The organism is Luteolibacter sp. LG18 (assembly GCF_036322585.1).
Lineage (GTDB): Bacteria > Verrucomicrobiota > Verrucomicrobiia > Verrucomicrobiales > Akkermansiaceae > Luteolibacter.
On record NZ_AP024600.1, the window covers coordinates 1,132,565 to 1,153,506 of the forward strand.

Sequence of the window (20,942 nt, forward strand, 5' to 3'; positions counted from 1 at the left end):
CTCAGGCCCGCTCCTTTGCCTCCAGCTCCTGGATCATTTCCTCGTCCAAGGCCGGAAAGCGGGAGGACTCGTAGAGTTCGCGGAGTTTCAGCAGCAGCTCCAGGGCCTCGGTGTCGGAGTGGGTGAGTCTCTCGATGAAGGTCATCCAGCCGTTGCCGGCGAGGGAGGATTGGGGCGCGATTTGCTCGCGCACGAAGGGGGTGAAATGGATCGGAATCAGCCCACCGGGGATCGTCCGGTGGAAGCCGGGCACTTCACATTGCATCGAGGAGATGCCGTGCCAATAGGCGACGAAGCTCTGGAAGTTGTTGTCGGAGTTCCCCCAGTAGAGGCCGGGTCGTTTGACGATGTTGGCTATGTACTGCACCGCGGTCACACTGGAAATGTGACGGACCCTCCCGAAGTCTTCACGCGAAATTCACCCTTCGTGGCGCTCACGGGTGGTAGTCTCCCCGCGACATGGCTTGGACACGACGGCGCTTTTTGACCCGGCTTCCCTGTTTCGCGGCGGGGTTGGCGGCGGCGGATGCCTTGGGGGTGGAGCCCGATTGGATCGAGATCAGCCACCTGGACCTGAGCCACCTCGGAGCCGGGAAGACGATCGTCCATCTCACGGACCTCCATTACCGCGGCGACCGCGCGGAGATGGAGGGCTGGCTGCGGCTGGCCCGCGAGCAGAAGCCGGACTACCTCTTCGTCACCGGCGATGTGATCGACCGCAACCCGCGCCGGCATCTGGCCCCGGCGCTGGAGATCCTTTCCAATGCCGGGGTGCCGGTCTACGGGGTGATCGGCAACCACGATCCGGTGGGGACGAAGGCGATGGCGGCCTTCCGGCAGGCGGCGGCTGCCACCGGCGGCAAATGGCTCTACGATGAATCGGTGGACTTCGGCCCCTTCGTGCTCCAGGGCACCGCCGACCTGCGGGTCATGAAGCCGCTCAATGCCAAGCCGCACCTCCTGCTGTGCCACTACCCGGCGGTGGGGGACAAGCAGCGCTCGAAACCCTACGAGTTGATCCTGGCCGGGCATTCGCACGGTGGCCAGTGCCGCGTGCCGGGCTTCGGTGCGATCTTTCTGCCGGATGGCGTGGGGCGCTACGTGCAGGGGCTGTTCGAGACCCCGGTGGGGAAACTCTTCGTCAGCCGCGGGCTGGGCACCACCGGCCTGCCGATCCGCTTCGCCTGCCGGCCGGAGATGACGGTAATCCGGGTGTGAGGGGATTTTCGTAGCTGAGCTGGTGACAGTTCAGGCGGCGAGGACTCGCGGAGAACTTCGCGCTCCCGATCTGCCTTTGGTGGCGTCAATGGCGACTGGGCTTGCATGGTCCTGCGCGAATTTTCCCAGCACGCAAGGCGGAGCCTCGCGCTACTTGGCGGTGCCGAAGGTCAGGCGGGTGATCAAGTGGACGACCACCACCATCACCAACCAGGCCGCGCCGCAAACCGACCACGGCCACCAGCGGGCGTCCGCCCGATGATCCGCCTCGACGGAGAGGTCGACATTGATCGAAGGACCCGAAGGGCAGAAGTTTGCCGACCTCAATACCGTGCCCATGACCTTCCGGCCTCTCCAGCCATCCGCAAGACGCTGCACCATGTCCACGCATGCCTCCCTGACGGATGCGTCGGCCTTTTGTCCGCTGAGCTCCTCCAGGACCGACAGCAACCCGTTTCCGTCCAACGCCACGGTCGTGCCGTTGTTCTCGTGAACGATCCGGTTTTCCTCCGGCAGCACCTTCCAGCCAGAGGCCCCGGGTTGCCCGATGGGATGAAACCGGAGCGACGTCATTCTTTCCAGAGAGCGAGGCCCTCCCGACCATTCCATCCCCGCGGATCGCCTTGATTCCTCGAACCCGCATGTTCTCTCCCCTGCCGCTGGATCGTCCCCCGATGTCGTGCACGACAGGTATCCGGAGCTGGAGCTGAGGATCGCACCCGGGACGTAGCGTTGATAGGATGGCTCCAGGCAAACGAGGAAGTGGACGATCACAGCTGCCATCACGCTGACCCGGAAACACCACGGAGTCTGACCGATGGCTGGCAGGAAGGTCTTCCGAAGACACCTTTCCCAACCGCGGGTGATCAGGAGCACCACGATGCCCAACGCCCAACCCAAAATCAGCAGGTTTCTCGAACGGGAGGGACTATCGAACGCGGCCACCACCGGCAGCATCGAAACCAGCCACCCGGCGGCGATGCCCGCGACGAAGCGGCGGCGTTGCGCGATCGGGATGGAAGTCATGGCCGCATGCTTGAGGGCGGCGGCGACGGGCGTCAAGTGGCGGCGTGACGGCAGGCGGCAAGGTAGGGTCGCACCGCCTTGGCTGGGAGTAGGGACATTCCTGTCCCGTTCTTCTTTCCCAAACAGCCTCGTCCGCTCCCGCGGGCGCGCCCCTTCCTCATGTCTTCGGAACGATCTCCTCCCCCCGAACGACCACCACCGCCCTGTCATCTCGGCGAGATGAACCTACCTCCAGAGGCGGAACACCATCACCGTGTTCGATGGCCGCCCTGGCGAGCGAAGTGCTTGATGAGGATGGGGCCCCGAGGCGTCACCACTTCCCGGTAGCCTGGCGAAGCCGCAAGCCCGCGAATCCTCCCATCGTGCCACCATAGACCGCACCGGAAAACGCCATCACACCGAGCATCTGGAGGTCCCGGGAGGAGGTTGGGTTCCAGTCCTTGCCGAGAAGGTGCAGACCGGCCGCGCCGCAGACCAGCGTGCCGAATGTTCCTACCGTGGATCCAGCCATCGCCAGCACAAGCAACCGCGATGACTGGATGCGGTTGCAGAACCAGGGCAGGCGTCCCGCAAGCATGGCCGCCGCGAGCATGAGCCCGATCCACGATACCACGCAGAGAAGCCCGAAGCCGGCCACAGCCCCCCAGGCATCGAGCCAGCCGAACCAGCATGCCAGTTCAGCCGGGGCAATCGATCCAATCACGCTGGCATACGATGCGCTGTCGAATGCGGCATCCCGGTACATGCGGCTGGAAATCGGCTCCATGGAAACAAAGCATTGTCCCGATCTCCTGGCTTCCGGAAAAGATGTATCCGTCGCTTCATCGGAATTTCACGGACCCTTCCCATAGCTGAACTGGTGACAGTTCAGGTGGTGGAGTTCACGGGAAAATTGACGCTCCCGGTCTGTCATGAAGGGCTCTCCACCGACAGGATGGATCTGCATGTGACGCCGCGGGTTTCCCAGCACGCAAGGCGGAGCCTCGCGCTACTTGGCGGAGCCGAAGGTCAGGCGGGTGATCAAGTGGACGACCACCACCATCACCAACCAGGCCGCGCCGCAGACCGACCACGGCCACCAGCGGGCGGTGGTCTTTTGTTCGTTTTGAGAATCGATCCAGTAGATCACATCGGAATCAGGTGGACGGGGCGAAGGGCCGCAACGAAACGAGGTGAGGAAAATTCGCCGGATCCTGAGCTCATTCCAGGGTCTTTGAAGCAGGGGCTCGCGGAGGCTCGAAGGCACCTTCGGTCCGCCAAGATCCTCGAAGATCATCAACATCCCGGCGGAACTAATGGGAACTTCCATGCCGCCCTTTTCACGAATGAACTGTTCTCCGTCTCCCAGACTCCACCCGGAGGCGTCCGGTCGATCCATGGGATGAAAACGAAATCCCACCATTTCTTCCGTGGGCTTGGGTTTGCCCGACCATGCGATCCCGGACCGCACGAATTGTTCGTAGCCGCACTGCCATTGTGTGACTTCCGAATTCCCGTCCTCCGTCACCTCCAGGAACAAGGTGCCGGAAATGTGGGTGAGGACCGCGCCCGGGACGTAGCGTTTGACTACAGGAGCTTGGAAGACAAAGGCGCTGGTCACCACGGCCATCAGGAGGCTGACCCGGAAACACCACGGAGTGTGGCCGAGGACCGGCAGGAAGGTCTTCCGAAGACGCCTTTCCCAACGGCGCGTGATCAGGAGGACCACAACGCCCAGCGCCCATCCCAAAATCAGCAAGTTTCCCGAGCGGGCAGGCCCATCCAGCGCGGCCACAGCCGGTAGCATCGCGACCAGCCACCCCGCGGAAATGCCCGCGACGAAGCGGCGGCGTGGCGCGATCGGGATGGAGGTCATGGTCGCATGCTTGAGGGCAACTGCGGTGGGGTCAAGTGGTGGCGTGGCGGCAGGCGGAAAGGTAGGGTCGCACCGCCTCGCCCTGTCATCTCGGCGAGATGACCCTACCTCCAGAGGTGGAATACCCTCGCCGCGTCCTACCCCATGGTCGCCTTGGCGGTGAAATGGATGGCGACGCCAAACAGGCACACGGCAACGCAAGCGAGCAGCGCGGAAGCCAGCGGGGTGTAGGAGAAGGCGGCGGTCGATGACCCCGAAATGGCGAGGTTCGCGCGAAGCCCGCCGGGGGTGGACACGGGAGCTGCGATCAGGGGAAAACCTTCTTGTTTCGCGATCGAGTCATAGCAGGACGCGACGAAGAGCTCGTCCTCGGGCGCAACCTTGAGCCCGTAAAGGTCCTCGGTCATCCGGGCAAGACCTTGGGGAGTCCACGGCAAGGTGGCGGCGCCGGTCTTGCTGACAAGTTTTCCTCCCTCGCTCACCACCCAGGCCGGGGTGGTATCCTTGGCGGACTGCCGGAAGGACAACGTCTCCGGAACGGGGGGCGCGGGGAATTTGAAGGTCGAGAGGGTGGTGTAATGGATCGCGAGATCGACCGGGCGTCCGGCGGACATCCATCCCAGCTCGAGTCGGCCGGTGTTCGTGAATCTTTTCAAGCCCGGCACGACCGCTCCATACCGCCACGCCAGCAGATGGCAGGTGACCATCACGAAACACAGGGCCAGGCAGATCCGCCACACCCAGCACCGCCGACCGGCCCCGGGGAGGTGGGTTCTCCGCAGGAGGAATTCCCAGAGGAACTGGACGCAAAGAACCGCCACGCACGCCAGCAGGATGCCGGTGGGAGACACGAACGCATTCAGGGCGGCGAGAGCACCCCAAGCGGCCATCCAGATTCCGGTGAACCACCGTCGCCGGGCGGCGGGAACCGCGGGTGGGGACGGTGGGTTCATCGGTGGAGCGGATCAATACTCCCGGTCGAGCAGGTAGTGCGCGATCTCGGCGAGGCGGTCGCCCTTCTTGCCGAGCGGCTTGAGGGCATCGAGCGCTTCCTTGGTGAGGCGGGCGGCTTCCTTGCGGGACTTCGCCAGGCCGAAGAGCGCCGGGTAGGTGGTCTTGGCCGCCTCCGCGTCCTTGCCGGCGGTCTTGCCGAGGACTTCGGTGGACTGGGTCACATCGAGGATGTCATCGATCACCTGGAAGGCCAGGCCGAGGGCGTGGCCGAAGGTGGTGAGGGCTTCCAGTTGCTTCGGCGTGGCGTTCGCGGTCATCCCACCGAGACGCAGCGAGGCGGTCAGCAGGGCCGCGGTCTTGGCCTCGTGGATCTTGAGCAGGCGCGCCTTGGACGGCTTCTGGCCTTCGCCTTCCAGGTCGAGGACCTGGCCGCCGATGAGGTGGCGGGAGCCGCCGGTGAGCGCGAGCTCGGCGACGTAGTGGCGCACGTCGTAGCGCTCGGACGCCGGGGTCTGGGCGAGGATGTAGAAGGCCTCGGTGAGCAGGGCATCCCCGGTGAGCACGGCCATGCCTTCGCCATAGACCTTGTGGCAGGTCGGGCGGCCGCGGCGCAGGTCGTCATCGTCCATGCACGGCAGGTCGTCGTGGACCAGCGAGTAGGTGTGCAGGACCTCGACAGCGCAAGCCGGGGCCATGGCGTCCTCCGCCTTGCCGCCGCAGGCTTCCGCGGCGGCGAGGGTGAGGATCGGGCGCAGGCGTTTGCCACCGGCGAAGACGGTGTAGCGCATCGCCGCGTGGATCGTGGCGGGCGCGGCGGTCTTCTTCGGCAGGAATTGGTCGAGCGCGGCGTCGACGTCCTTGGCGCGGGCGGCGAGGTAGGGTTTCAGTTCCATGAAGGGATTTCGGAGTGCGGCAGGCGGATTTCGGAATGGAGAGAGCGACCCGCGTGGAGCGGTGGTCTTTCTCTCAACCATCCACTCTTAAGAAGTTCAGAAGCTGGCCAACTCCCCGTTGGTCCGGCCTGATTTTGACAGAATTAACAGAATTTTGCAGGATTAACAGAATGAGAAAGAGAGGTGGGCATGTGATGCCATGGCCACTTCTCCTTCTCTGTTAATTCTGAAAATTCTGTTAATTCCGTCCGAAAAGGCCCGGACATGTGAGTGGAGATGATTCGCCGGACAGCGTCTCAACTCCTTCACAGGATTTCAGCGATCTGCACGGCGTTGAGCGCGGCACCCTTGCGGACCTGGTCGCCGACGACCCAGAGGTCGAGGGCGTTGTCGAGGACGAGGTTCTGGCGGATGCGGCCGACGAGGCAGTCGTCCTTGCCGGTGGTGTCGAGCGGCACCGGGAAGACCTTGTTCGCGGTGTCGTCCACGACCTGGATGCCGGGCTTGCCAGCGAAGGCGGCGCGGGCCGCGTCCGGGGTGACCGGCTTGTCGAAAACGGCGGTGATGGACACCGAGTGCGAGCGGTAAACCGGCACGCGGACGCAGGTGCAGGAGACCTTCAGGTCGTCGTGACCGAGGATCTTGCGGCCTTCGTTGAGCATCTTGAGCTCTTCCTTGGTGTAGCCGTTGTCGGTGAAAGAATCGACCTGCGGGATCACGTTGAAGGCGATCTGGCGCGGGTAGACGCGCGGGGTGAAGTCACCGCCGGTGGCGATGGCCTTCACCTGCTCCTCGAGCTCGACGATGCCCTGCGCGCCGGAGCCGGACACGGCCTGGTAGCTGGAGGCGATGATCGACTTCAGGCCGAACTGCTCGTGCAGCGGCGCGAGCGCCATCAGCGAGATGATGGTGGTGCAGTTCGGGTTCGCGATGATGCCCTTCGGGCGGTTCTTCGCGGCCTCGGGATTGATTTCCGGCACGACGAGGGGGACGCCCGGGTCCATGCGGAAGGCGGAGGAATTGTCGATGACCACAGCGCCGGCGGCAGCGGCGGACGGGCCGAACTCCAGCGAGATGCCACCACCGGCGCTGAACAGCGCGATGTCGACACCGGCGAAGGAATCGTGGGTCAGCTCCTGGACGATGACGTCCTGACCGCGGAAGGGAATGCGTTTGCCAGCGGAACGGGCGGAGGCGAGCAGGGTGAGTTTCCCGACCGGGAAATTCCGCTGTTCGAGACAGAGCAACATTTCTTCGCCGACAGCGCCGGTGGCGCCGACGATGGCCACGTGGGGTTCCGCATTCATGGTCAATGAGCTAATGGGGCTCCGGGCGACGCGCCCGGGGCGCGGGACATTACCGGCTTTCGGGCGTCTGGCAATCGAATCCTCCGGGAGAGGGCGGGAGCGGGCAGGCCATGGGAATTTCGTGGATCACGGCGGCGCGGGCTTTTAGATCAAAGGCATGGCCGCCGCCCCTTTGAAAATCGCCCATCTGGTCATGGCCGCCTACGGTGGGCCGGGGATGGCGGCGTACCGCCTGCACAAGACGCTGCTGGAGATAGGGGTGGACTCCCATTTCCTCGCCCGCGAATCGCTGGTGGGCTGGGAAGGCGTGGAGGTGCTGGAGCCGGAACGCGCCCGCGGCGCGCTGCGCGGGCACTTGGTGCAGCACACGGCGAAGGCGCTGTGGTGGTTGTCCGGGCGGGAGCGGGAGGCGGTGGATTTCCAGGCGATCCCGCGCGGCTACCTGCCGGCGATCGACCGAGCGGGCTACGATCTGGTGCATTTCCATTGGGTGAATGGCCGGGTGGCCTCGCTGGCGGAGATCCGGGACTTCCGGACGCCGGTGGTGTGGAGCCTGCATGACATCTCGGCCTTCGCGGGCCCCAGCCCCTACCTGGGGCCGAACCTCGACCGCTGGCTGGCCGCGGCGGGGCGGATGAGAACGGTGGACGCCGATCCGCATCCGCTGGCGCGCCTGAACCACGCGGCGAAACAACGGATCTACCGCGGCAAGCAGGTGGCGGCGATCGCCCCCTCCCGCTGGATGGAGCAGGCCGCCCGGGAGTCCGGCGTGTTTCCGGAGGGCTGGGTGCGGCACATCCCCTATGAAATGCCGGAGGGACCCTGGCAGCGACAGGAACGCGCCGCCGCGCGGCGGCTGCTGGAACTGCCGGAGGACGCGGCCATCGTCCTCTTCGGCGCGGATTCCCTCTCCTCCCCGCGCAAGGGCGGCGACCTGCTGATGGCGGCCATGCGGGACTTGGCGGGCGGGCCGCGGCCGGTGACGCTGGCGTCCTTCGGCCACGGCGCGGACACCCTCGCCGAGCTTCCCGGCATCACCCTGCGGAACTTCGGCCATGTCCGCGATCCCGGGCGGCTGGCCGCCCTGTTCGCCGCCGCGGATGTGTTCGTCGCGCCCTCCCGCGAGGACAACCTGCCGAACGTGGTGCTCGAATCGCTGGCGGCGGGCACGCCGGTGGCGGCCTTCCGCATCGGCGGCATGCCGGACATGATCGTGGATGGCGTGACCGGACGGCTGGCGGAGCCCTTTTCCACCGGGGATCTCGCCGCGGCCATGCAGGACCTGCTGGGATGGAGCGCGGAGCGGGCGGCGGAGACGTCCCGCGCCTGCCGGGCGCATGTCGCCACGGAGTTCAGTTCCGCGCGCCAAGGCGGATCGATGCTGGCGTTTTACCACGAGTTCCTTGCGCGGAAATGAGGGCCGCCGGTTCCCGTGGAACGGTGGAACGGCGGCCTTTGTTTGAGGCGGACTAACGGATTTCTCCTTGCGCCACGAGGGTGTACGGTTAGAGTCAGGTTGTCTTTGGGCACCTGCTCCAGAGGCCCATGAAACCAACTCAACCGATAAACCGATGAAACTCCTCAAAATCGCCGCCCTTGCCGCTGTCGCCGCTGGCTCCATGATCTCCGCCTCCTGCTGCCACAGCAAGCCGGCTCCGTCGCCGGGCTACGTCGCCCCGACCAAGTAAGGTCGCCGAGCCGGGAACGGGCTCTGACCGTTCCCCATAGATTTCCGGGGCGGGTTGCGAATCCAACCTGCCCCGGTTTTTCTATGGACATCCCTAAACCCTCCCACTTTATTCAGAACCCATGATTCGTATTCTCCTTGTGTCGGGCGCTTCCCTTGTCGCGCTTCTTTCCGCCTCGTGCTGCTGCACCAGCCAGCCGAAAGCTCCGAAACTCCGCCCGGTGCCGCACTTCCAGGAGCTGCCGGCCGCGCCCCAGCAGGAAGTGATTCCGACCAAGTAAGAAGGCCGCACAGGCATTCTTGACCCCATTTTCCGAAGCCCCCCGCCGTGTCCGGCAGGGGGCTTTTTTATTGCGACGGTTTCTTTACAAACGCCTTACAAACGAAAATGACAGTGATTTCCATTTGACTTCCTGTGGCCGATTTTGTGCATGTTGCGGTCATAGCTCCCCCAGCGGCTATTTCCCCCAATGAAACGGTCCGATTCTCCCAATGAAGGTGTGCGTTTCCGTGCCCAGGTGCGCCATTACCACCGCTCCAATGCCCGCCAGGAGGTCTCCTGGAACGAATGGGTGGGGCACGATGGCAACGGCAAGGTCGGCAAACTTTGGGCGAAAATCGTCATCCTCGGGGCCGTGATGGTCGCGGTGGTCGCGATCATCCTGGGCTTTTCCCACGGCGGCGTGATTTGATCCGCCTTGGTTCCGCTTCGGCGCCACGGTGATTGATTCGCCGATCGCGCCCCGGCATCCGGCGATCGAAACGGCCGCGGATGGGAGCCTCCGGGGATGTGGCTTTGACATTTTCCGGCCCGGCGTGCAGCTTCGCCTCCCCGCCAGAGGGCGTTTTCCAGCCATGGGCAAGAGTCTGTATCAGAAAGTTTGGGATGCCCACACCGTGGGCACGTTGGCCGACGGTCGCACGCAGTTGTTCATCGGAACCCACCTCATCCACGAGGTGACGTCCCCGCAGGCCTTCGGGATGCTCCGTGACCTGGGGCTCACCGTGAAGTATCCGCACCGCACTTTCGCCACGGTGGACCACATCGTCCCCACCGAGCACCAGGACGCGCCGACCGATCCGCTGGCCGCGGAGATGATGGACACCCTCCAGAAGAACTGCGAGGACTTCGGCGTCACCTACTTCGACCTCAAGTCCGGCAAGCAGGGCATCGTCCACGTCGTCGGACCGGAGCAGGGCATCACCCAGCCGGGCACCACGATCGCCTGCGGCGACTCCCACACCGCCACCCACGGCGCCTTCGGCGCGATCGCCTTCGGCATCGGCACCACCCAGGTGCGTGACGTGCTGGCCACCCAGACGCTGGCCATGGAGCCGCTGAAGGTCCGCCGCATCGAGGTGAATGGCGAGCTGCGCCCGGGCGTGTATGCCAAGGACGTCACCCTCCACATCATCCGCCTGCTCGGCGCGAAGGGCGGCATCGGCTTCGCCTACGAATACGCCGGCGACGTCTTCGACCGCATGACGCTCGAGGAGCGCATGACCGTCTGCAACATGGCCATCGAAGGCGGTGCCCGCTGCGGCTACGTCAATCCGGACGAGACCACCTTCGAATACCTCAAGGGCCGCCCATACACGCCGCAGGGCGCGGAATGGGATGCCGCCGTGGAGCGCTGGAAGTCCTTCGCCTCCGACGCGGACGCCCACTACGATGACGTGCTGGTCATCAACGCCGGCGACATCGAGCCGACCGTCACCTGGGGCATTTCCCCGGACCACGGCATCGCCGTTTCCGAAACGATTCCCGATCCGGCCCACGCCGCCAACCCGCTGGAGAAGCAGTCCATCACCGAGGCGCTGGAATACATGAAGCTGCCGGCCGGCACCCCGATCAAGGGCGTGAAGATCGACGTCGCCTTCATCGGCTCCTGCACCAACGGCCGCGTCTCCGACTTCCGCGAGGTCGCCCGCTACATCAAGGGCCACCGCGTGGCGGAAGGCGTGAAGGCCATCGCCGTGCCGGGTTCCCAGATCGTCGCCGTCCTTTGCGAGAAGGAAGGGATCGACCAGGTGTTCCGCGACGCCGGTTTCGAATGGCGCGCCGCCGGTTGCTCGATGTGTCTGGCCATGAACCCGGACAAGCTCGTGGGCGACCAGCTCTGCGCGTCCTCCTCGAACCGCAACTTCAAGGGCCGCCAAGGTTCCCCGACCGGCCGCACGATCCTCATGTCCCCGGTCATGGTCGCCGCCGCCGCGATCGCCGGCGGGGTGGCGGACGCCCGCGAGGTGTTCGGCATCGCGCTGGAAGAAGCCGTGGCTTGATCCATCCCGTCCCGGACGCATGAAACTGGCGACCCTGATCCTGCCTCTCGCTCTGCTGGTGTGCGCCCCGCTGCACGCCGTGGAGCAGAACCGCGGCGAGAAACTGGTGGAGCTGTTGGACGTGAAGGGCGTGGGGATAGCGGCGGCGAAAGCCGCGCTCGACCCGACCCTGGAGCGCCTGCGCGCGATGGGGATTCCCGCCGAAGGCATCCAGGAAATCAGCGACGCCGCCGCCACCTTCTACGCGAAGTCGCTGGGCAGCCCGGAGATGCTGGCCGCGATGGCCCGCGCCTACGAACAGCGGTTCACCCCGGAGGAGCTGGACGAGTTGATCCGTTTCTACGGCAGCCCGCTGGGCCGGAAAGCCACCCAGGTGATGCCGGAAATCAGCCGGGAAATCGTCTCCCGGAACCAGGAATCCACCAAGGCGAACAGTGCCGAACTCCAGGCGAAGATCCGCGAGGTGATCGCCAAGTACCGCCCCCAGCAGGGAGCACCCGCCAAGGAAGAAGAACGATCGCTGTTGGACCGGAAGCGCCGGTGAGCCCCGCTGGCTCCGCCGCCTCCGTCCGTTTCCGAAACCATCCGATGAACCCCATCCTCCGCGCCGCCTGGCTCGCGATCACGATCGCGCTGCCCGGCCTTGCCCGCGCGGAGGACCCCGCCTGCCCGGCGAAGCCGATGCTGTGGCAGATCGAGGGCAAGGGGCTGGAGAAGCCGTCCTTCCTCTTCGGCACCCTGCACGTGGGGAACCGGACGGTGACCACCTTCCACCCGGCCACCGTCCGCGCCTTCAACTGCGCCCAGGTCGTCTACACCGAGATCCCGATGGACGCGGCCTCCCAGGTGGCGGCCTCCGCCGCGGTGCTGCGGAAGGATGGCAAGAAGCTCTCCGAAGCCATCGGCAAGGACCTCACCCGCCAGATCGAGGGCGAACTGCGCGCGATCCAGCCGCAGCTCGACATCGCCCCGCTGGAGTCCCTGAAAACCTGGACCGCCGCCACCGTGATCCCGGTGCTGCGTTTCCAGCTCACCGGTGGCAAGGCGCTCGACGCCCTGGTCTGGGACCGCGCCGTCGCCGCAGGCAAACAGACCGCTGCCATCGAGAAGCCCGCCGACCAGCTCGCGATCTTCGATGAGCTCAGCGAGGACGAGCAGGTGATCCTGCTCACCGAGACCCTCCGCCAGCTCCAGGAAGGCCGGAAGAAAGGCGTCGACCCGATCGACGCCCTCGTCGCCGCCTACATCGAGGGCGACGCCGCCAAGCTGGAGGCCGAGGTCGACAAGCAGCTCTCCGACATGCAGGAAGGCGAGCACAAGGAGCTGGGCGAGCGCCTGCTCAAGCGCCTGCTCCGCGACCGCAACCTCACCATGGCCGAAACCATCGCCGGCATCCTCGCCGCGAAACCCGGCCAGTCCCATTTCTTCGCCGCGGGTACCGGCCACTTCATCGGCAAGGAGAGCATCGTCGATCTCCTCGCCGCGAAGGGCTACCGCGTCACCCGCACCACCGAATAATCATCCCGATCTCACCATGGCACTCGAGAAAGTCACCACCGTCACCGGCCGCGCCGTCTTCATCCCCGGCGCCGATATCGACACCGACCGCATCATCCCGGCGCGCTTCATGAAGTGCGTCACCTTCGACGGCCTCGGTGAATTCGCGTTCTACGACGTCCGCTTCGACCCGAACACCGGCGAGAAGACCGACCACCCGCTCAACGACGAGCGCTTCCGCGCCGCCACCATCCTGCTCGCCGGCGTGAACTTCGGCTGCGGCTCTTCCCGCGAGCACGCCCCGCAGTCCCTCAGCAAGTATGGCTTCAAGGCCGTGATCGCCGAGTCCTTCGCCGAGATCTTCTTCGGCAACTCGACCGGCCTCGCCATGCCCTGCGTGGTCGCCACCGCCGCGGACATCGCCGCACTCAGCGCCGCCGTCAACGCCGACCCGGCCGTGCAGGTCACCATCGACCTGGAAAACCTCCGCGTCCGCAGCAGCGCCGGCCACGATTTCCCGATCGTCATGCCGGACTCCGCCCGCGAGGCCCTCGTCTCCGGCCGCTGGGACCCGATCCAGGAGCTGCTCGACAACGACACCAAGATCGCCGCCAAGGCCGCGGAGCTGCCGTACGTCTGAAGCCAGGCCGCTTGATTTTCCAAACTGGTGGTCGCACCCGCGGCCACCGGTTTTTTCATGCCAACGGCGAGCGGATCACCTCCCTCGGAGCGCGCCACCCCGCCAAAGACTCTTCTCTGGACTCTGGCTTCTGGACTCTGGAATCTATCTTCCCTCCGGCTTCGGCTCATCGCCGAGCATCTTGTCGATGTCCTCGATGAACTTCCACGGGCAGCGCTTCCGCTGGTACTTCCGCCACAGCACGTCCCTCAGTTCGCGCCACAGCGCCTCCGGCACCGGATCGACGGTTTCCCAATCCGGGTCGGTCTTCAGGGTGGTGATGAACGTCCACTTGTTGGCGTGGCGGTTGGCTCGGTAATACCGGACACCTTCCTCGGTGCGCTCGCGCCATTCGTGACTTTCCATGCCGGGAAGGTAGGGGGCGGCGGCCCCGGAGTCCAGAGGGATGACGTTGACTGGCTCCGGCCCGGTGTCAGCATCCCGCCGTGCGGAGAGCCCTGACCAACGACGTCGTGAAGATCCTGTGCTACGTGGCGGCGGTGCTGCTGCTGGCCGCGGTGGTGTCCCCGATGCTCTTCAACGCCGGCAAGGCGCTCCACGAGGTGACCGATGGCAAGACCACCAATGGCTTCGTGAAATGGCTGGCCGATGCCTGCGGCCGCTCGGAGTTCCCCCGCTTCTTCAACCGCTCGGTGATGCTCTCCGCGCTGGTGCTGTTCTTCCCGCTGGTGCGCTGGCTGAAGATCGGCCGCGGCCCGGTCCGCTACCGCGATACCCCGTGGTCGTTCCGGCTCCCGGAATCCGCCGTGGCCGCCAACGAAGGCCAGCCGCTGAAACGGAATCCCCGCGGCTGGGCCCACCTCGCGCTCGGCTTCGGGCTGGCCCTCGGCGGCCTCGCCCTGCTCGCCTGGTGGCTGGTGCAAGCCGGTGCCTTCGTGATGGAAGACCGCGCCTTTTCCTCCAAGGGCGTGGCCAACCTGTTCCCGCCCAAGCCGCTGAAACTCGGATCGGTGATCCCCGGGGCGCTGTTTTCCTCGCTGATGATCGGCGCGATTGAGGAAATCGTGTTCCGCGGCGTGCTGCTCGGCATCTTCCTGCGCGCCATGCGCCCGTGGGCCGCCATCGCCAGCCTCTCGTTCCTCTTCGCCTTCCTCCATTTCCTCGATCCGAAGACGCTCGGCGCGGTGCCCGATCCGGAGTCCTACACCGCGGGCTTCTGGCTGCTCGGCCGGATCTTCGCCCAGTACGCCGACCCGCTGCCGCTGCTTTCCAGCTTCTGCACCCTCTTCACGCTCGGCGCGGTGGTCGCCCACGCCCGCGTCCGCACCGCCTCGCTGTGGCTGCCCATCGGCCTGCACGCCGGTTGGGTCTTCGGCGTGTTCGTGTTCAAGGCCATCACCCAGCCCATCCCGGGGCTCGGCGGCGTCTCGCGGTTCCTGATCGGCGGCACCCTCCGCGAGGGCCTGCTGCCACTGGCGATCGTGGCGCTCACCGGCGTGGTGGTCCATTTCCTCACCCGCCGCCATGCCGGACGCGACGCCGCATGACCCGCCGCGCGGCTGGCGAAGCCTCTTCTCCCGCGCGCTCGACCTGCTCTACCCGCCCGCCTGCGGCCTCTGCCGCGCCCCGCTCACCCACGGCCGCCACCTCTGCGGCCCCTGCGGGACCAGCCTGCCCCGCCTCACCGAGCCGTATTGCGCGATGTGCGGCGAGCACTTCGATGGCGTGATCGACACCGCCTTCGAATGCCCGAACTGCCGCGGCCTGAAGCACGCCTTTGCCTTCGCCCGCCCCGCCCTGGCCTTCGACCCGCGCACCCGCCAGCTCGTCCACGACCTGAAATACCACCGCGGCCTGCACCTCGCCGCCGATCTCGGCCGCCTCGCCGCGGAAGCCTTCCAGGACCCGCGCCTCGCCGAGGCCCTGGCCGACCGCTGGCCGCTCGTGCCGGTCCCCCTCCACCGCTCGCGCCAGCGCACCCGTTGGTTCAACCAGGCCCACGAGATCGCCCGCGGCCTCTCCACCACCACCGGCCTGCCGATCCTCCCCGCCCTGCGCCGGATCCGGAAAACCGACACCCAGACCCGCCTGACCCGCGCCCAGCGGCTGGCGAACCTCAAGGGGGCCTTCGCCCTGAGCCGCGCCGGGGAGCGTTTCGCCGCCGGGAAACCGCCCGGCGCCGTGCTGGTGGACGACGTGTTCACCACCGGCTCCACCGTCCACGAATGCGCCCGCACCCTCCTGCGGGGCGGGGTTCAAAAGGTGATTGTCGTCACCGTGATGCGCGGCTAGGCTCGCCGCCACGGCGCGAGCGGCTTCCCCGCCGCCGTTTCAGAACCTGTTCCGTTCCGACCCCTTTCATACCCATGGGCATCTTCAAGAAACCGAGCCTCCGCAGCCGCGAGAAACGCGATGACATGCCCGAGGGCCTTTGGACCAAGTGCCCGGACTGCGGCGCGATGATCCACACGCTCGAGCTCCAGCAGAACCTCCACACCTGCCCGCAGTGCGGAAACCACTTCCTGATGGATTCCTCCGAGCGCATCGCCCTGATCGCCGATCCGGGCAGCTTCGAGGAAACCGAGAAGGACCTCGTTTCCGCCAATCCGCTCGGGTTCAACGGCTACGAGGGCAAGATCGGCTCCCTGCGCCAGAAGACCGGCCTCAACGACGCCGTCGTCACCGGCCGCCTCACCGTCGGCGGCAAGCCCGCGATGATCGCGGTGATGGACTTCAAGTTCTTCGCCGGGTCCATGGGCTCGGTGGTGGGTGAAAAGATCACCCGCGCCATCGAGACCGCCGTCGCCGAAAAGCGCGGTGTCATCATCGTCTCCGCCTCCTCCGGCGCCCGCATGCAGGAAGGCATGCTCTCGCTGATGCAGATGGCGAAGACCTGCGGCGCGCTCGCCCGCCTCTCCGAGGCGAAATTGCCCTACATCTCCGTCCTCACCCACCCGACCACCGGCGGCGTCACCGCCTCCTTCGCGACCATCGGCGACATCAACCTCGCCGAGCCGAAGTGCATGATCGGCTTCGCCGGTCCGCGCGTGGTGAAGGAAACCACCCACCAGAACCTGCCGCCCGGCTTCCAGACCGCCGAGTTCATGCTCGATCACGGCCTGATCGACGCCATCGTCCCGCGCAAGGAACTGCGCGACAAGCTCGTCGAGCTGCTCGGTTACATGATGCCGGAGTGAGCCCCGAGGAGTGGCTGCTTTCGAGCAGCCATGCAGCGAGGGACGCGCTACGAAGGACGAACATCCACCCTTCAAAGGATCTCCTGCGAATGAATGGCTCCTCGAAAGGAGCCACTCCCAGTTAGTTCCCATGACCTACCCCGACGCCATCGACTGGCTCTTCTCCACCCAGATGTTCGGCATCAAGCTGGGGCTGGAGGGACCGCGGAACCTGCTCAAGGAGTATCTCGCCTTCCCCGACCACGGCGTGAAGGTCGTCCACGTGGCCGGCACCAATGGCAAGGGCAGCACCTGCGCGATGATCGACAGCGTGGCCCGCGCCGCCGGGCTCCGCACCGGCCTGTTCACCTCGCCCCACCTCGTCGATTACCGCGAGCGCATCCAGGTCTCCGGCGTCCAGATCCCGGAAGACTCCTGCGCCGCCATGCTCACCGAGCTGCGCGCGCTCTGCGAGGGGCTGGAAACCCACCCAACCTTCTTCGAGATCACCCTGGCGCTGGCGATGCGCTGGTTCCGCGAGCGCGAGTGCGAGCTGATCGTGCTGGAAACCGGCATGGGCGGCCGCCTCGATGCCACCACCGCCGTGCCCGCCGACGTCTGCGTGGTCACCCCCATCGGCCTCGATCACACCCAGTGGCTCGGCGACACGATCGAACAGATCGCCGCCGAAAAGGCCGGCATCTTCGTGGAGGGAGCGCCCGCCATTTCCGCCCCGCAGGACCCCGCCGCGCTGCGCGTGCTGCAAAAGGAAGCCAACGAGCACCGTTGCCCGTTCACCTTGGTGCGCGAGCCGCTGCTCGGCTACTCGATCGCCCTCGCCGGTCCGCACCAGAATTGGAACGCCGCCGTCGCCCTCGCCGCGCTCGATGCCGCCGGGGTGCCGCTGTCGTTCGATGTCGTCCAATACGGCCTGTCCCGCGTGAAGTGGCCCGGCCGCTTCGAACGTTTCCCCGCCACCGACCGCCCGGAGATCATCCTCGATGGCGCGCACAATCCGCACGCCGCCCAGGTGCTCGCGGAAACGTGGCGGCAGGTCTTTGGCGACAAGAAAGCCACCCTGCTGTTCAGCGCCGTGTCCTCGAAGGACATCCCCGGCATCCTCGCCCTGCTCGCCCCGCTCGCGGAGCGCATCCACCTCTGCCCGGTCGACACCCCGCGCGCCGTGCCCACCGCCGAACTCGCCACCGCCCTGCCGGAAGGCGTCACCGCCACCGAGTTCCCCACCTTCGACGAAGCCTTCGCCGCCTCGATCTCAGGCACCGCCCCCGTCCTCATCGCCGGTTCCCTGTTCCTCGTCGGCGAAGCAAAAGCCCTGCTCGAAGGCGGCGAGTTCCAAGCCTGCACCCAGTAAGGAGTTGAGGCTTCAGCCGAGGAAGGTCTTCAAAGGGGGGGCGGAGGCTGGTGAGCGGGACGGCCAAGCCGAGAACCCAGAACCCAGAACCCAGAACCCAGAGAAGAGGAAGAGCCGGATGCGGACCCATTCTTCCAAAAGCAGCCGAAACAGGATGTCCTCGCTTCCTGAAAACTGAACATTGCGAACCCGCAAACTTTCAGGCCTCCGCCCGCCCCCCTTTGAAGACCCTCCTCGCCTAAAGGCTCCACTCCTTCCCAAACGGAAGTCGGCGGAGATCGAGGTGGTCCTTCGAAATCCGCCGGCTGTTTGTTTTGGGGGGAGAGTTGTCGGAAAGGGGCCCGGGGGGAGGTCTTGCTGACAGGGTTAGACTGGCACAAAATCGGCCAGATTGATATACCGTGATCGCGTCGATAAGTCTTCGTTGTGCTTACCACGTTGCGTGCCATGGCCTTCGATTTGCCTTGTGAAACCCGCCCCGCCGCGGCGGTCTGATAGGTGATGAAGCGGATGATCCTGACGACCGCCCTCGCGGCGATGACCGGCCTGGCCACGGCGCAAACCACCGTCCCCGATCCCCTGGTGGCCCAGGACGGCACCCGGATTGAAACCGCCGCCCAGTGGCGGGAGAAGCGCCGCCCGGAGCTATTGGAGTTCTTCGCGAAGAACATGTACGGCCGCGCTCCGGAACGCCCGAAGGACTTGCTGGTGGAGGTCTTCGACCGCGATCCCCACGCCCTCGGCGACAAGGCCACGCGCCTCCAGATGGCCCTCTATCCGGGCGGCAAGAGCGGCCCGCGCCTCGACCTCCTCGTCTACCTGCCAAACCAGGTGAAGGGCCCGGTGCCCGCCGTGCTCGGCCTGAATTTCTGGGGCAACCAAGCGATCCATCCCGATCCCGGCATCCGCATCACCGAAAGCTGGATCGAGGAAAACCGCCAGACCGAGGGCAACCCACCCAAGGTCCAGAACCACCGCGCCACCGAGGCCTCCCGCGGTCTCAATGCCAAACAATGGCCGGTCGAGCGGATCCTGTCCCACGGCTTCGCCCTCGCCACCATGTACCGCGAGGACGTGGCTCCGGACCACGAGCCCTATTTCTCCACCGGCCTGCAGGCGCTCTATCCGGAATTCCAGAAGGGCGATGAGAACTTCGGCTGCATGGGAGCCTGGGCGTGGTCGCTGAGCCTTGCCCTCGATGCGCTCGAAAAGGAACCGGCGATCGATGCGAAAAAGGTCGCCCTCTTCGGCTGGTCCCGCCTCGGCAAGGCCGCGCTGTGGGCCGGGGCCCGCGACGAACGTTTCGCCGCGGTCATCAGCAATGAATCCGGAGCCGGCGGCGCGAAGCTTTTCCACCGCGGCGTGGGCGAGGACATCGAGCGCCTCAACCGCGTCTTCCCGCACTGGTTCGCCCGCTCGTTCAAACCATACGCCGGCAAGGACACCGAGCTCCCCTTCGACCAGCACCTCGTCCTGTCCCTGATCGCGCCCCGGCCGCTCTACGTCGGCAGCGCGATCGACGACAAGAGCGCCGATGCCGAGGGCGAGTATGCCTCGGTGAAGGCCGCCGGCCCCGTCTACAAGCTGCTGGGCGGCGAGCCGCTGCCCGCCGAAACCTGGCCCGCCGTCGATCAAGCGGTGCTCGGCAAGTCCCTCGCCTACCACGTCCGCACCGGGAAGCACGACGTCCTCGACTTCGATTGGGACCACTACCTCGAGTTCCTCGACCAGCGGTTGAAGTGAACGCATTCCCCTAAAAAGGGATCGGCGGATGTCGAAAGGGGGGACCCTCGACATCCGCCGACCAGCTTTTGGGGGGAGAATCTCTTCTTTGGGGAGAAGCGTGTCCGGGCGTTTGTTAGAGACGAAGCGCGCTGACGACCTCACCATACCCAATTTCGGCCCTAACGATACTACGCGATCGCGTGGGGAGGTGCCTTTTGATGGGGTAAATGTGCTTCGGAAGGTGATGACTTCCGGCCGTTGCACGCGTAAGTGACTGTCATGACACAGGGAGCGGAAGTTTCACGGCGCGGGTTCATTGGCACGGCACTGGCCGGATTGGCGCTGCCGGGAGTGGCGGGAGTGGCCGGGGCCGCCCCGGAGGATGCCAAGCCGGTTTTGTTCCGGAATCCCTTCGTCTATCGCTTCAAGATCGGCGAGCTGGAGGCCTTCTCGATCAGTGATGGCAACCTGCCTTTGCGCGAGGGCCTCGGCCTGATGTGGCCGCAGGAGGACCGCCCGAAAATGAAGGAGCAGATGGAGGCCCACGGCGAAGCGCTCGACAACCTGCCGCTCTACGTGAACCTGCTCGTCATCCGCTCCGGCAACGAGGTCGCCGTGTTCGATGCCGGTTTCGGCAAGGGCAGCAACCCGCAGATCGGCTGGTTCGAGTCCGGTCTGGCGATGGCCGGGATCAAGCCCGAGCAGGTCACCGCCGCCTTCCTCAGCCACGCCCACGCCGACCACCTCAATGGCTTCGTGTCCGGTGGCAAGCCGACCTTTCCCAACGCCGCCTTCTACCTCCTCCCGGAGGAGCTGGCGTTCTGGCGCTCGCCGAACCCGGACTTCACGAAGACCAAGCGCGATCAGAAGCCGATCCCGAACATGATCCGCGAGGTCCGCGCGAACTTCGACATCCTCCAGCCGGTGATGCAGCCGGTGAAGGCCGGCACCGAGCTGTGGGGCGGCAAGGTCGTCGTCGAAGCCGCGCCCGGCCACACCGACGGCCACGCCTGCTTCCGCATCCGCTCCGGCAACGACGAGCTGCTCCACCTGATGGACCTCTCGCACCACGCGCTGCTGATGTTCGCCAACCCGGACTGGACCATCGCCTTCGACCACGACCCGGTGCAGGCCGTCGTCACCCGCAAGAAATTCTGGAGCGAGGCCGCCGCCAAGCGCACCCGCTGCTTCGGCTTCCACCTCCCGTGGCCCGGCCTCGGCCGCATCGTCCCGGACGGCCCAAACTATCGCTGGTGGGCCGAGAAATGGACGTGGATGGGGTGAAGCCCCCCCCGCTTTTCCGGTTTCC

22 protein-coding genes are annotated in these 20,942 nt (G+C 65.9%); 14 read left to right on the forward strand and 8 right to left on the reverse strand.

The window, feature by feature from the left end:
• Nucleotide 1: 1 nt before the first annotated feature.
• Nucleotides 2–376: a hypothetical protein gene (locus llg_RS04780; RefSeq protein WP_338288396.1), complete on the reverse strand. Its 375-nt coding sequence runs from the start codon at nt 374–376 to the stop codon at nt 2–4.
• An 83-nt stretch (nt 377–459) separates the two neighbouring features.
• Here llg_RS04780 and llg_RS04785 point away from each other — a divergent pair, with 83 nt between their 5' ends.
• Nucleotides 460–1,218, forward strand: coding sequence for a metallophosphoesterase (locus llg_RS04785; protein ID WP_338288397.1), 759 nt, complete (start codon nt 460–462; stop codon nt 1,216–1,218).
• A 150-nt stretch (nt 1,219–1,368) separates the two neighbouring features.
• Here llg_RS04785 and llg_RS04790 read toward each other — a convergent pair whose 3' ends face one another.
• The 6 genes from llg_RS04790 to llg_RS04815 all read right to left on the reverse strand — a co-directional run bounded on the left by llg_RS04790 (nt 1,369) and on the right by llg_RS04815 (nt 7,253).
• Complete coding sequence (locus llg_RS04790; protein WP_338288398.1) at nt 1,369–2,244, reverse strand: hypothetical protein; 876 nt, start codon at nt 2,242–2,244, stop codon at nt 1,369–1,371.
• A gap of 310 nt (nt 2,245–2,554) precedes the next feature.
• A complete protein-coding gene (locus llg_RS04795) occupies nt 2,555–3,010 on the reverse strand; it encodes a hypothetical protein (protein WP_338288401.1) in 456 nt (151 codons plus the stop codon).
• A 222-nt stretch (nt 3,011–3,232) separates the two neighbouring features.
• Nucleotides 3,233–4,099: a hypothetical protein gene (locus llg_RS04800; protein WP_338288403.1), complete on the reverse strand. Its 867-nt coding sequence runs from the start codon at nt 4,097–4,099 to the stop codon at nt 3,233–3,235.
• A 137-nt stretch (nt 4,100–4,236) separates the two neighbouring features.
• Complete coding sequence (locus tag llg_RS04805; RefSeq protein ID WP_338288404.1) at nt 4,237–5,052, reverse strand: hypothetical protein; 816 nt, start codon at nt 5,050–5,052, stop codon at nt 4,237–4,239.
• A 12-nt stretch (nt 5,053–5,064) separates the two neighbouring features.
• Nucleotides 5,065–5,946 (reverse strand): polyprenyl synthetase family protein, encoded by an 882-nt coding sequence (locus llg_RS04810; protein ID WP_338288406.1) that lies wholly within the window; start codon nt 5,944–5,946, stop codon nt 5,065–5,067.
• Nucleotides 5,947–6,251: 305 nt separating this feature from the next.
• On the reverse strand, nt 6,252–7,253 hold the full coding sequence (locus llg_RS04815) for an aspartate-semialdehyde dehydrogenase (protein ID WP_338288409.1): 1,002 nt from the start codon (nt 7,251–7,253) through the stop codon (nt 6,252–6,254).
• 157 nt (nt 7,254–7,410) lie between these two features.
• Here llg_RS04815 and llg_RS04820 point away from each other — a divergent pair, with 157 nt between their 5' ends.
• From llg_RS04820 to leuD, 7 genes are all read left to right on the forward strand, one after another.
• Nucleotides 7,411–8,670: a glycosyltransferase gene (locus llg_RS04820; RefSeq protein ID WP_338288411.1), complete on the forward strand. Its 1,260-nt coding sequence runs from the start codon at nt 7,411–7,413 to the stop codon at nt 8,668–8,670.
• Between the two features lie 392 nt (nt 8,671–9,062).
• Nucleotides 9,063–9,221 carry a hypothetical protein gene (locus tag llg_RS04825; protein ID WP_338288413.1) on the forward strand — a complete coding sequence of 53 codons (159 nt, stop codon included), beginning with the start codon at nt 9,063–9,065 and terminating at the stop codon, nt 9,219–9,221.
• Nucleotides 9,222–9,410: 189 nt separating this feature from the next.
• Nucleotides 9,411–9,632 carry a hypothetical protein gene (locus llg_RS04830; RefSeq protein WP_338288414.1) on the forward strand — a complete coding sequence of 74 codons (222 nt, stop codon included), beginning with the start codon at nt 9,411–9,413 and terminating at the stop codon, nt 9,630–9,632.
• Nucleotides 9,633–9,795: 163 nt separating this feature from the next.
• Nucleotides 9,796–11,223, forward strand: coding sequence for a 3-isopropylmalate dehydratase large subunit (gene leuC, locus llg_RS04835; RefSeq protein ID WP_338288416.1), 1,428 nt, complete (start codon nt 9,796–9,798; stop codon nt 11,221–11,223).
• 19 nt (nt 11,224–11,242) lie between these two features.
• Complete coding sequence (locus tag llg_RS04840; RefSeq protein ID WP_338288418.1) at nt 11,243–11,767, forward strand: DUF2059 domain-containing protein; 525 nt, start codon at nt 11,243–11,245, stop codon at nt 11,765–11,767.
• A 44-nt stretch (nt 11,768–11,811) separates the two neighbouring features.
• The gene (locus tag llg_RS04845) at nt 11,812–12,741 is read left to right on the forward strand and encodes a TraB/GumN family protein (protein ID WP_338288420.1); all 930 of its coding nucleotides are present in this window, start codon (nt 11,812–11,814) and stop codon (nt 12,739–12,741) included.
• Nucleotides 12,742–12,757: 16 nt separating this feature from the next.
• On the forward strand, nt 12,758–13,360 hold the full coding sequence (gene leuD, locus llg_RS04850; protein ID WP_338288421.1) for a 3-isopropylmalate dehydratase small subunit: 603 nt from the start codon (nt 12,758–12,760) through the stop codon (nt 13,358–13,360).
• A 144-nt stretch (nt 13,361–13,504) separates the two neighbouring features.
• On the opposite strand, the gene llg_RS04855 is transcribed toward leuD, so the two are convergent.
• The gene (locus llg_RS04855; protein WP_338288422.1) at nt 13,505–13,765 is read right to left on the reverse strand and encodes a hypothetical protein; all 261 of its coding nucleotides are present in this window, start codon (nt 13,763–13,765) and stop codon (nt 13,505–13,507) included.
• An 80-nt stretch (nt 13,766–13,845) separates the two neighbouring features.
• Between llg_RS04855 and llg_RS04860 the strand changes: the two genes are divergently transcribed.
• From llg_RS04860 to llg_RS04885, 6 genes are all read left to right on the forward strand, one after another.
• Nucleotides 13,846–14,907: a CPBP family intramembrane glutamic endopeptidase gene (locus llg_RS04860; protein ID WP_338288424.1), complete on the forward strand. Its 1,062-nt coding sequence runs from the start codon at nt 13,846–13,848 to the stop codon at nt 14,905–14,907.
• Complete coding sequence (locus llg_RS04865) at nt 14,885–15,652, forward strand: ComF family protein (protein WP_338288425.1); 768 nt, start codon at nt 14,885–14,887, stop codon at nt 15,650–15,652. Before llg_RS04860 ends, llg_RS04865 begins: the two co-directional genes overlap by 23 nt.
• 74 nt (nt 15,653–15,726) lie before the next feature.
• On the forward strand, nt 15,727–16,557 hold the full coding sequence (gene accD / locus llg_RS04870; protein ID WP_338288426.1) for an acetyl-CoA carboxylase, carboxyltransferase subunit beta: 831 nt from the start codon (nt 15,727–15,729) through the stop codon (nt 16,555–16,557).
• 130 nt (nt 16,558–16,687) lie between these two features.
• Nucleotides 16,688–17,908 (forward strand): folylpolyglutamate synthase/dihydrofolate synthase family protein, encoded by a 1,221-nt coding sequence (locus llg_RS04875; protein ID WP_338288427.1) that lies wholly within the window; start codon nt 16,688–16,690, stop codon nt 17,906–17,908.
• 501 nt (nt 17,909–18,409) lie between these two features.
• Nucleotides 18,410–19,651, forward strand: coding sequence for an acetylxylan esterase (locus llg_RS04880; protein WP_338288428.1), 1,242 nt, complete (start codon nt 18,410–18,412; stop codon nt 19,649–19,651).
• A 261-nt stretch (nt 19,652–19,912) separates the two neighbouring features.
• Entirely contained in the window at nt 19,913–20,917 is a 1,005-nt protein-coding gene (locus tag llg_RS04885; RefSeq protein ID WP_338288429.1) for an MBL fold metallo-hydrolase, read from the forward strand.
• The last annotated feature ends 25 nt before the right edge of the window (nt 20,918–20,942 follow it).

What these genes read in the sequence shown, in the direction of transcription:
- llg_RS04785 (WP_338288397.1), top strand. Translation starts at nt 460, where the DNA reads ATGGCTTGGACACGACGGCGCTTTTTGACCCGGCTTCCCTGTTTCGCG.
- leuD (WP_338288421.1), top strand. Translation starts at nt 12,758, where the DNA reads ATGGCACTCGAGAAAGTCACCACCGTCACCGGCCGCGCCGTCTTCATC.
- llg_RS04855 (WP_338288422.1), bottom strand. Translation starts at nt 13,765, where the DNA reads ATGGAAAGTCACGAATGGCGCGAGCGCACCGAGGAAGGTGTCCGGTAT.
- llg_RS04880 (WP_338288428.1), top strand. Translation starts at nt 18,410, where the DNA reads ATGAAGCGGATGATCCTGACGACCGCCCTCGCGGCGATGACCGGCCTG.
- llg_RS04810 (WP_338288406.1), bottom strand. Translation starts at nt 5,946, where the DNA reads ATGGAACTGAAACCCTACCTCGCCGCCCGCGCCAAGGACGTCGACGCC.
- accD (WP_338288426.1), top strand. Translation starts at nt 15,727, where the DNA reads ATGGGCATCTTCAAGAAACCGAGCCTCCGCAGCCGCGAGAAACGCGAT.
- llg_RS04885 (WP_338288429.1), top strand. Translation starts at nt 19,913, where the DNA reads ATGACACAGGGAGCGGAAGTTTCACGGCGCGGGTTCATTGGCACGGCA.
- llg_RS04790 (WP_338288398.1), bottom strand. Translation starts at nt 2,244, where the DNA reads ATGACTTCCATCCCGATCGCGCAACGCCGCCGCTTCGTCGCGGGCATC.
- llg_RS04865 (WP_338288425.1), top strand. Translation starts at nt 14,885, where the DNA reads ATGCCGGACGCGACGCCGCATGACCCGCCGCGCGGCTGGCGAAGCCTC.
- llg_RS04820 (WP_338288411.1), top strand. Translation starts at nt 7,411, where the DNA reads ATGGCCGCCGCCCCTTTGAAAATCGCCCATCTGGTCATGGCCGCCTAC.
- llg_RS04800 (WP_338288403.1), bottom strand. Translation starts at nt 4,099, where the DNA reads ATGACCTCCATCCCGATCGCGCCACGCCGCCGCTTCGTCGCGGGCATT.
- llg_RS04795 (WP_338288401.1), bottom strand. Translation starts at nt 3,010, where the DNA reads ATGGAGCCGATTTCCAGCCGCATGTACCGGGATGCCGCATTCGACAGC.
- llg_RS04830 (WP_338288414.1), top strand. Translation starts at nt 9,411, where the DNA reads ATGAAACGGTCCGATTCTCCCAATGAAGGTGTGCGTTTCCGTGCCCAG.
- llg_RS04815 (WP_338288409.1), bottom strand. Translation starts at nt 7,253, where the DNA reads ATGAATGCGGAACCCCACGTGGCCATCGTCGGCGCCACCGGCGCTGTC.
- leuC (WP_338288416.1), top strand. Translation starts at nt 9,796, where the DNA reads ATGGGCAAGAGTCTGTATCAGAAAGTTTGGGATGCCCACACCGTGGGC.
- llg_RS04875 (WP_338288427.1), top strand. Translation starts at nt 16,688, where the DNA reads ATGACCTACCCCGACGCCATCGACTGGCTCTTCTCCACCCAGATGTTC.
- llg_RS04825 (WP_338288413.1), top strand. Translation starts at nt 9,063, where the DNA reads ATGATTCGTATTCTCCTTGTGTCGGGCGCTTCCCTTGTCGCGCTTCTT.
- llg_RS04845 (WP_338288420.1), top strand. Translation starts at nt 11,812, where the DNA reads ATGAACCCCATCCTCCGCGCCGCCTGGCTCGCGATCACGATCGCGCTG.
- llg_RS04840 (WP_338288418.1), top strand. Translation starts at nt 11,243, where the DNA reads ATGAAACTGGCGACCCTGATCCTGCCTCTCGCTCTGCTGGTGTGCGCC.
- llg_RS04805 (WP_338288404.1), bottom strand. Translation starts at nt 5,052, where the DNA reads ATGAACCCACCGTCCCCACCCGCGGTTCCCGCCGCCCGGCGACGGTGG.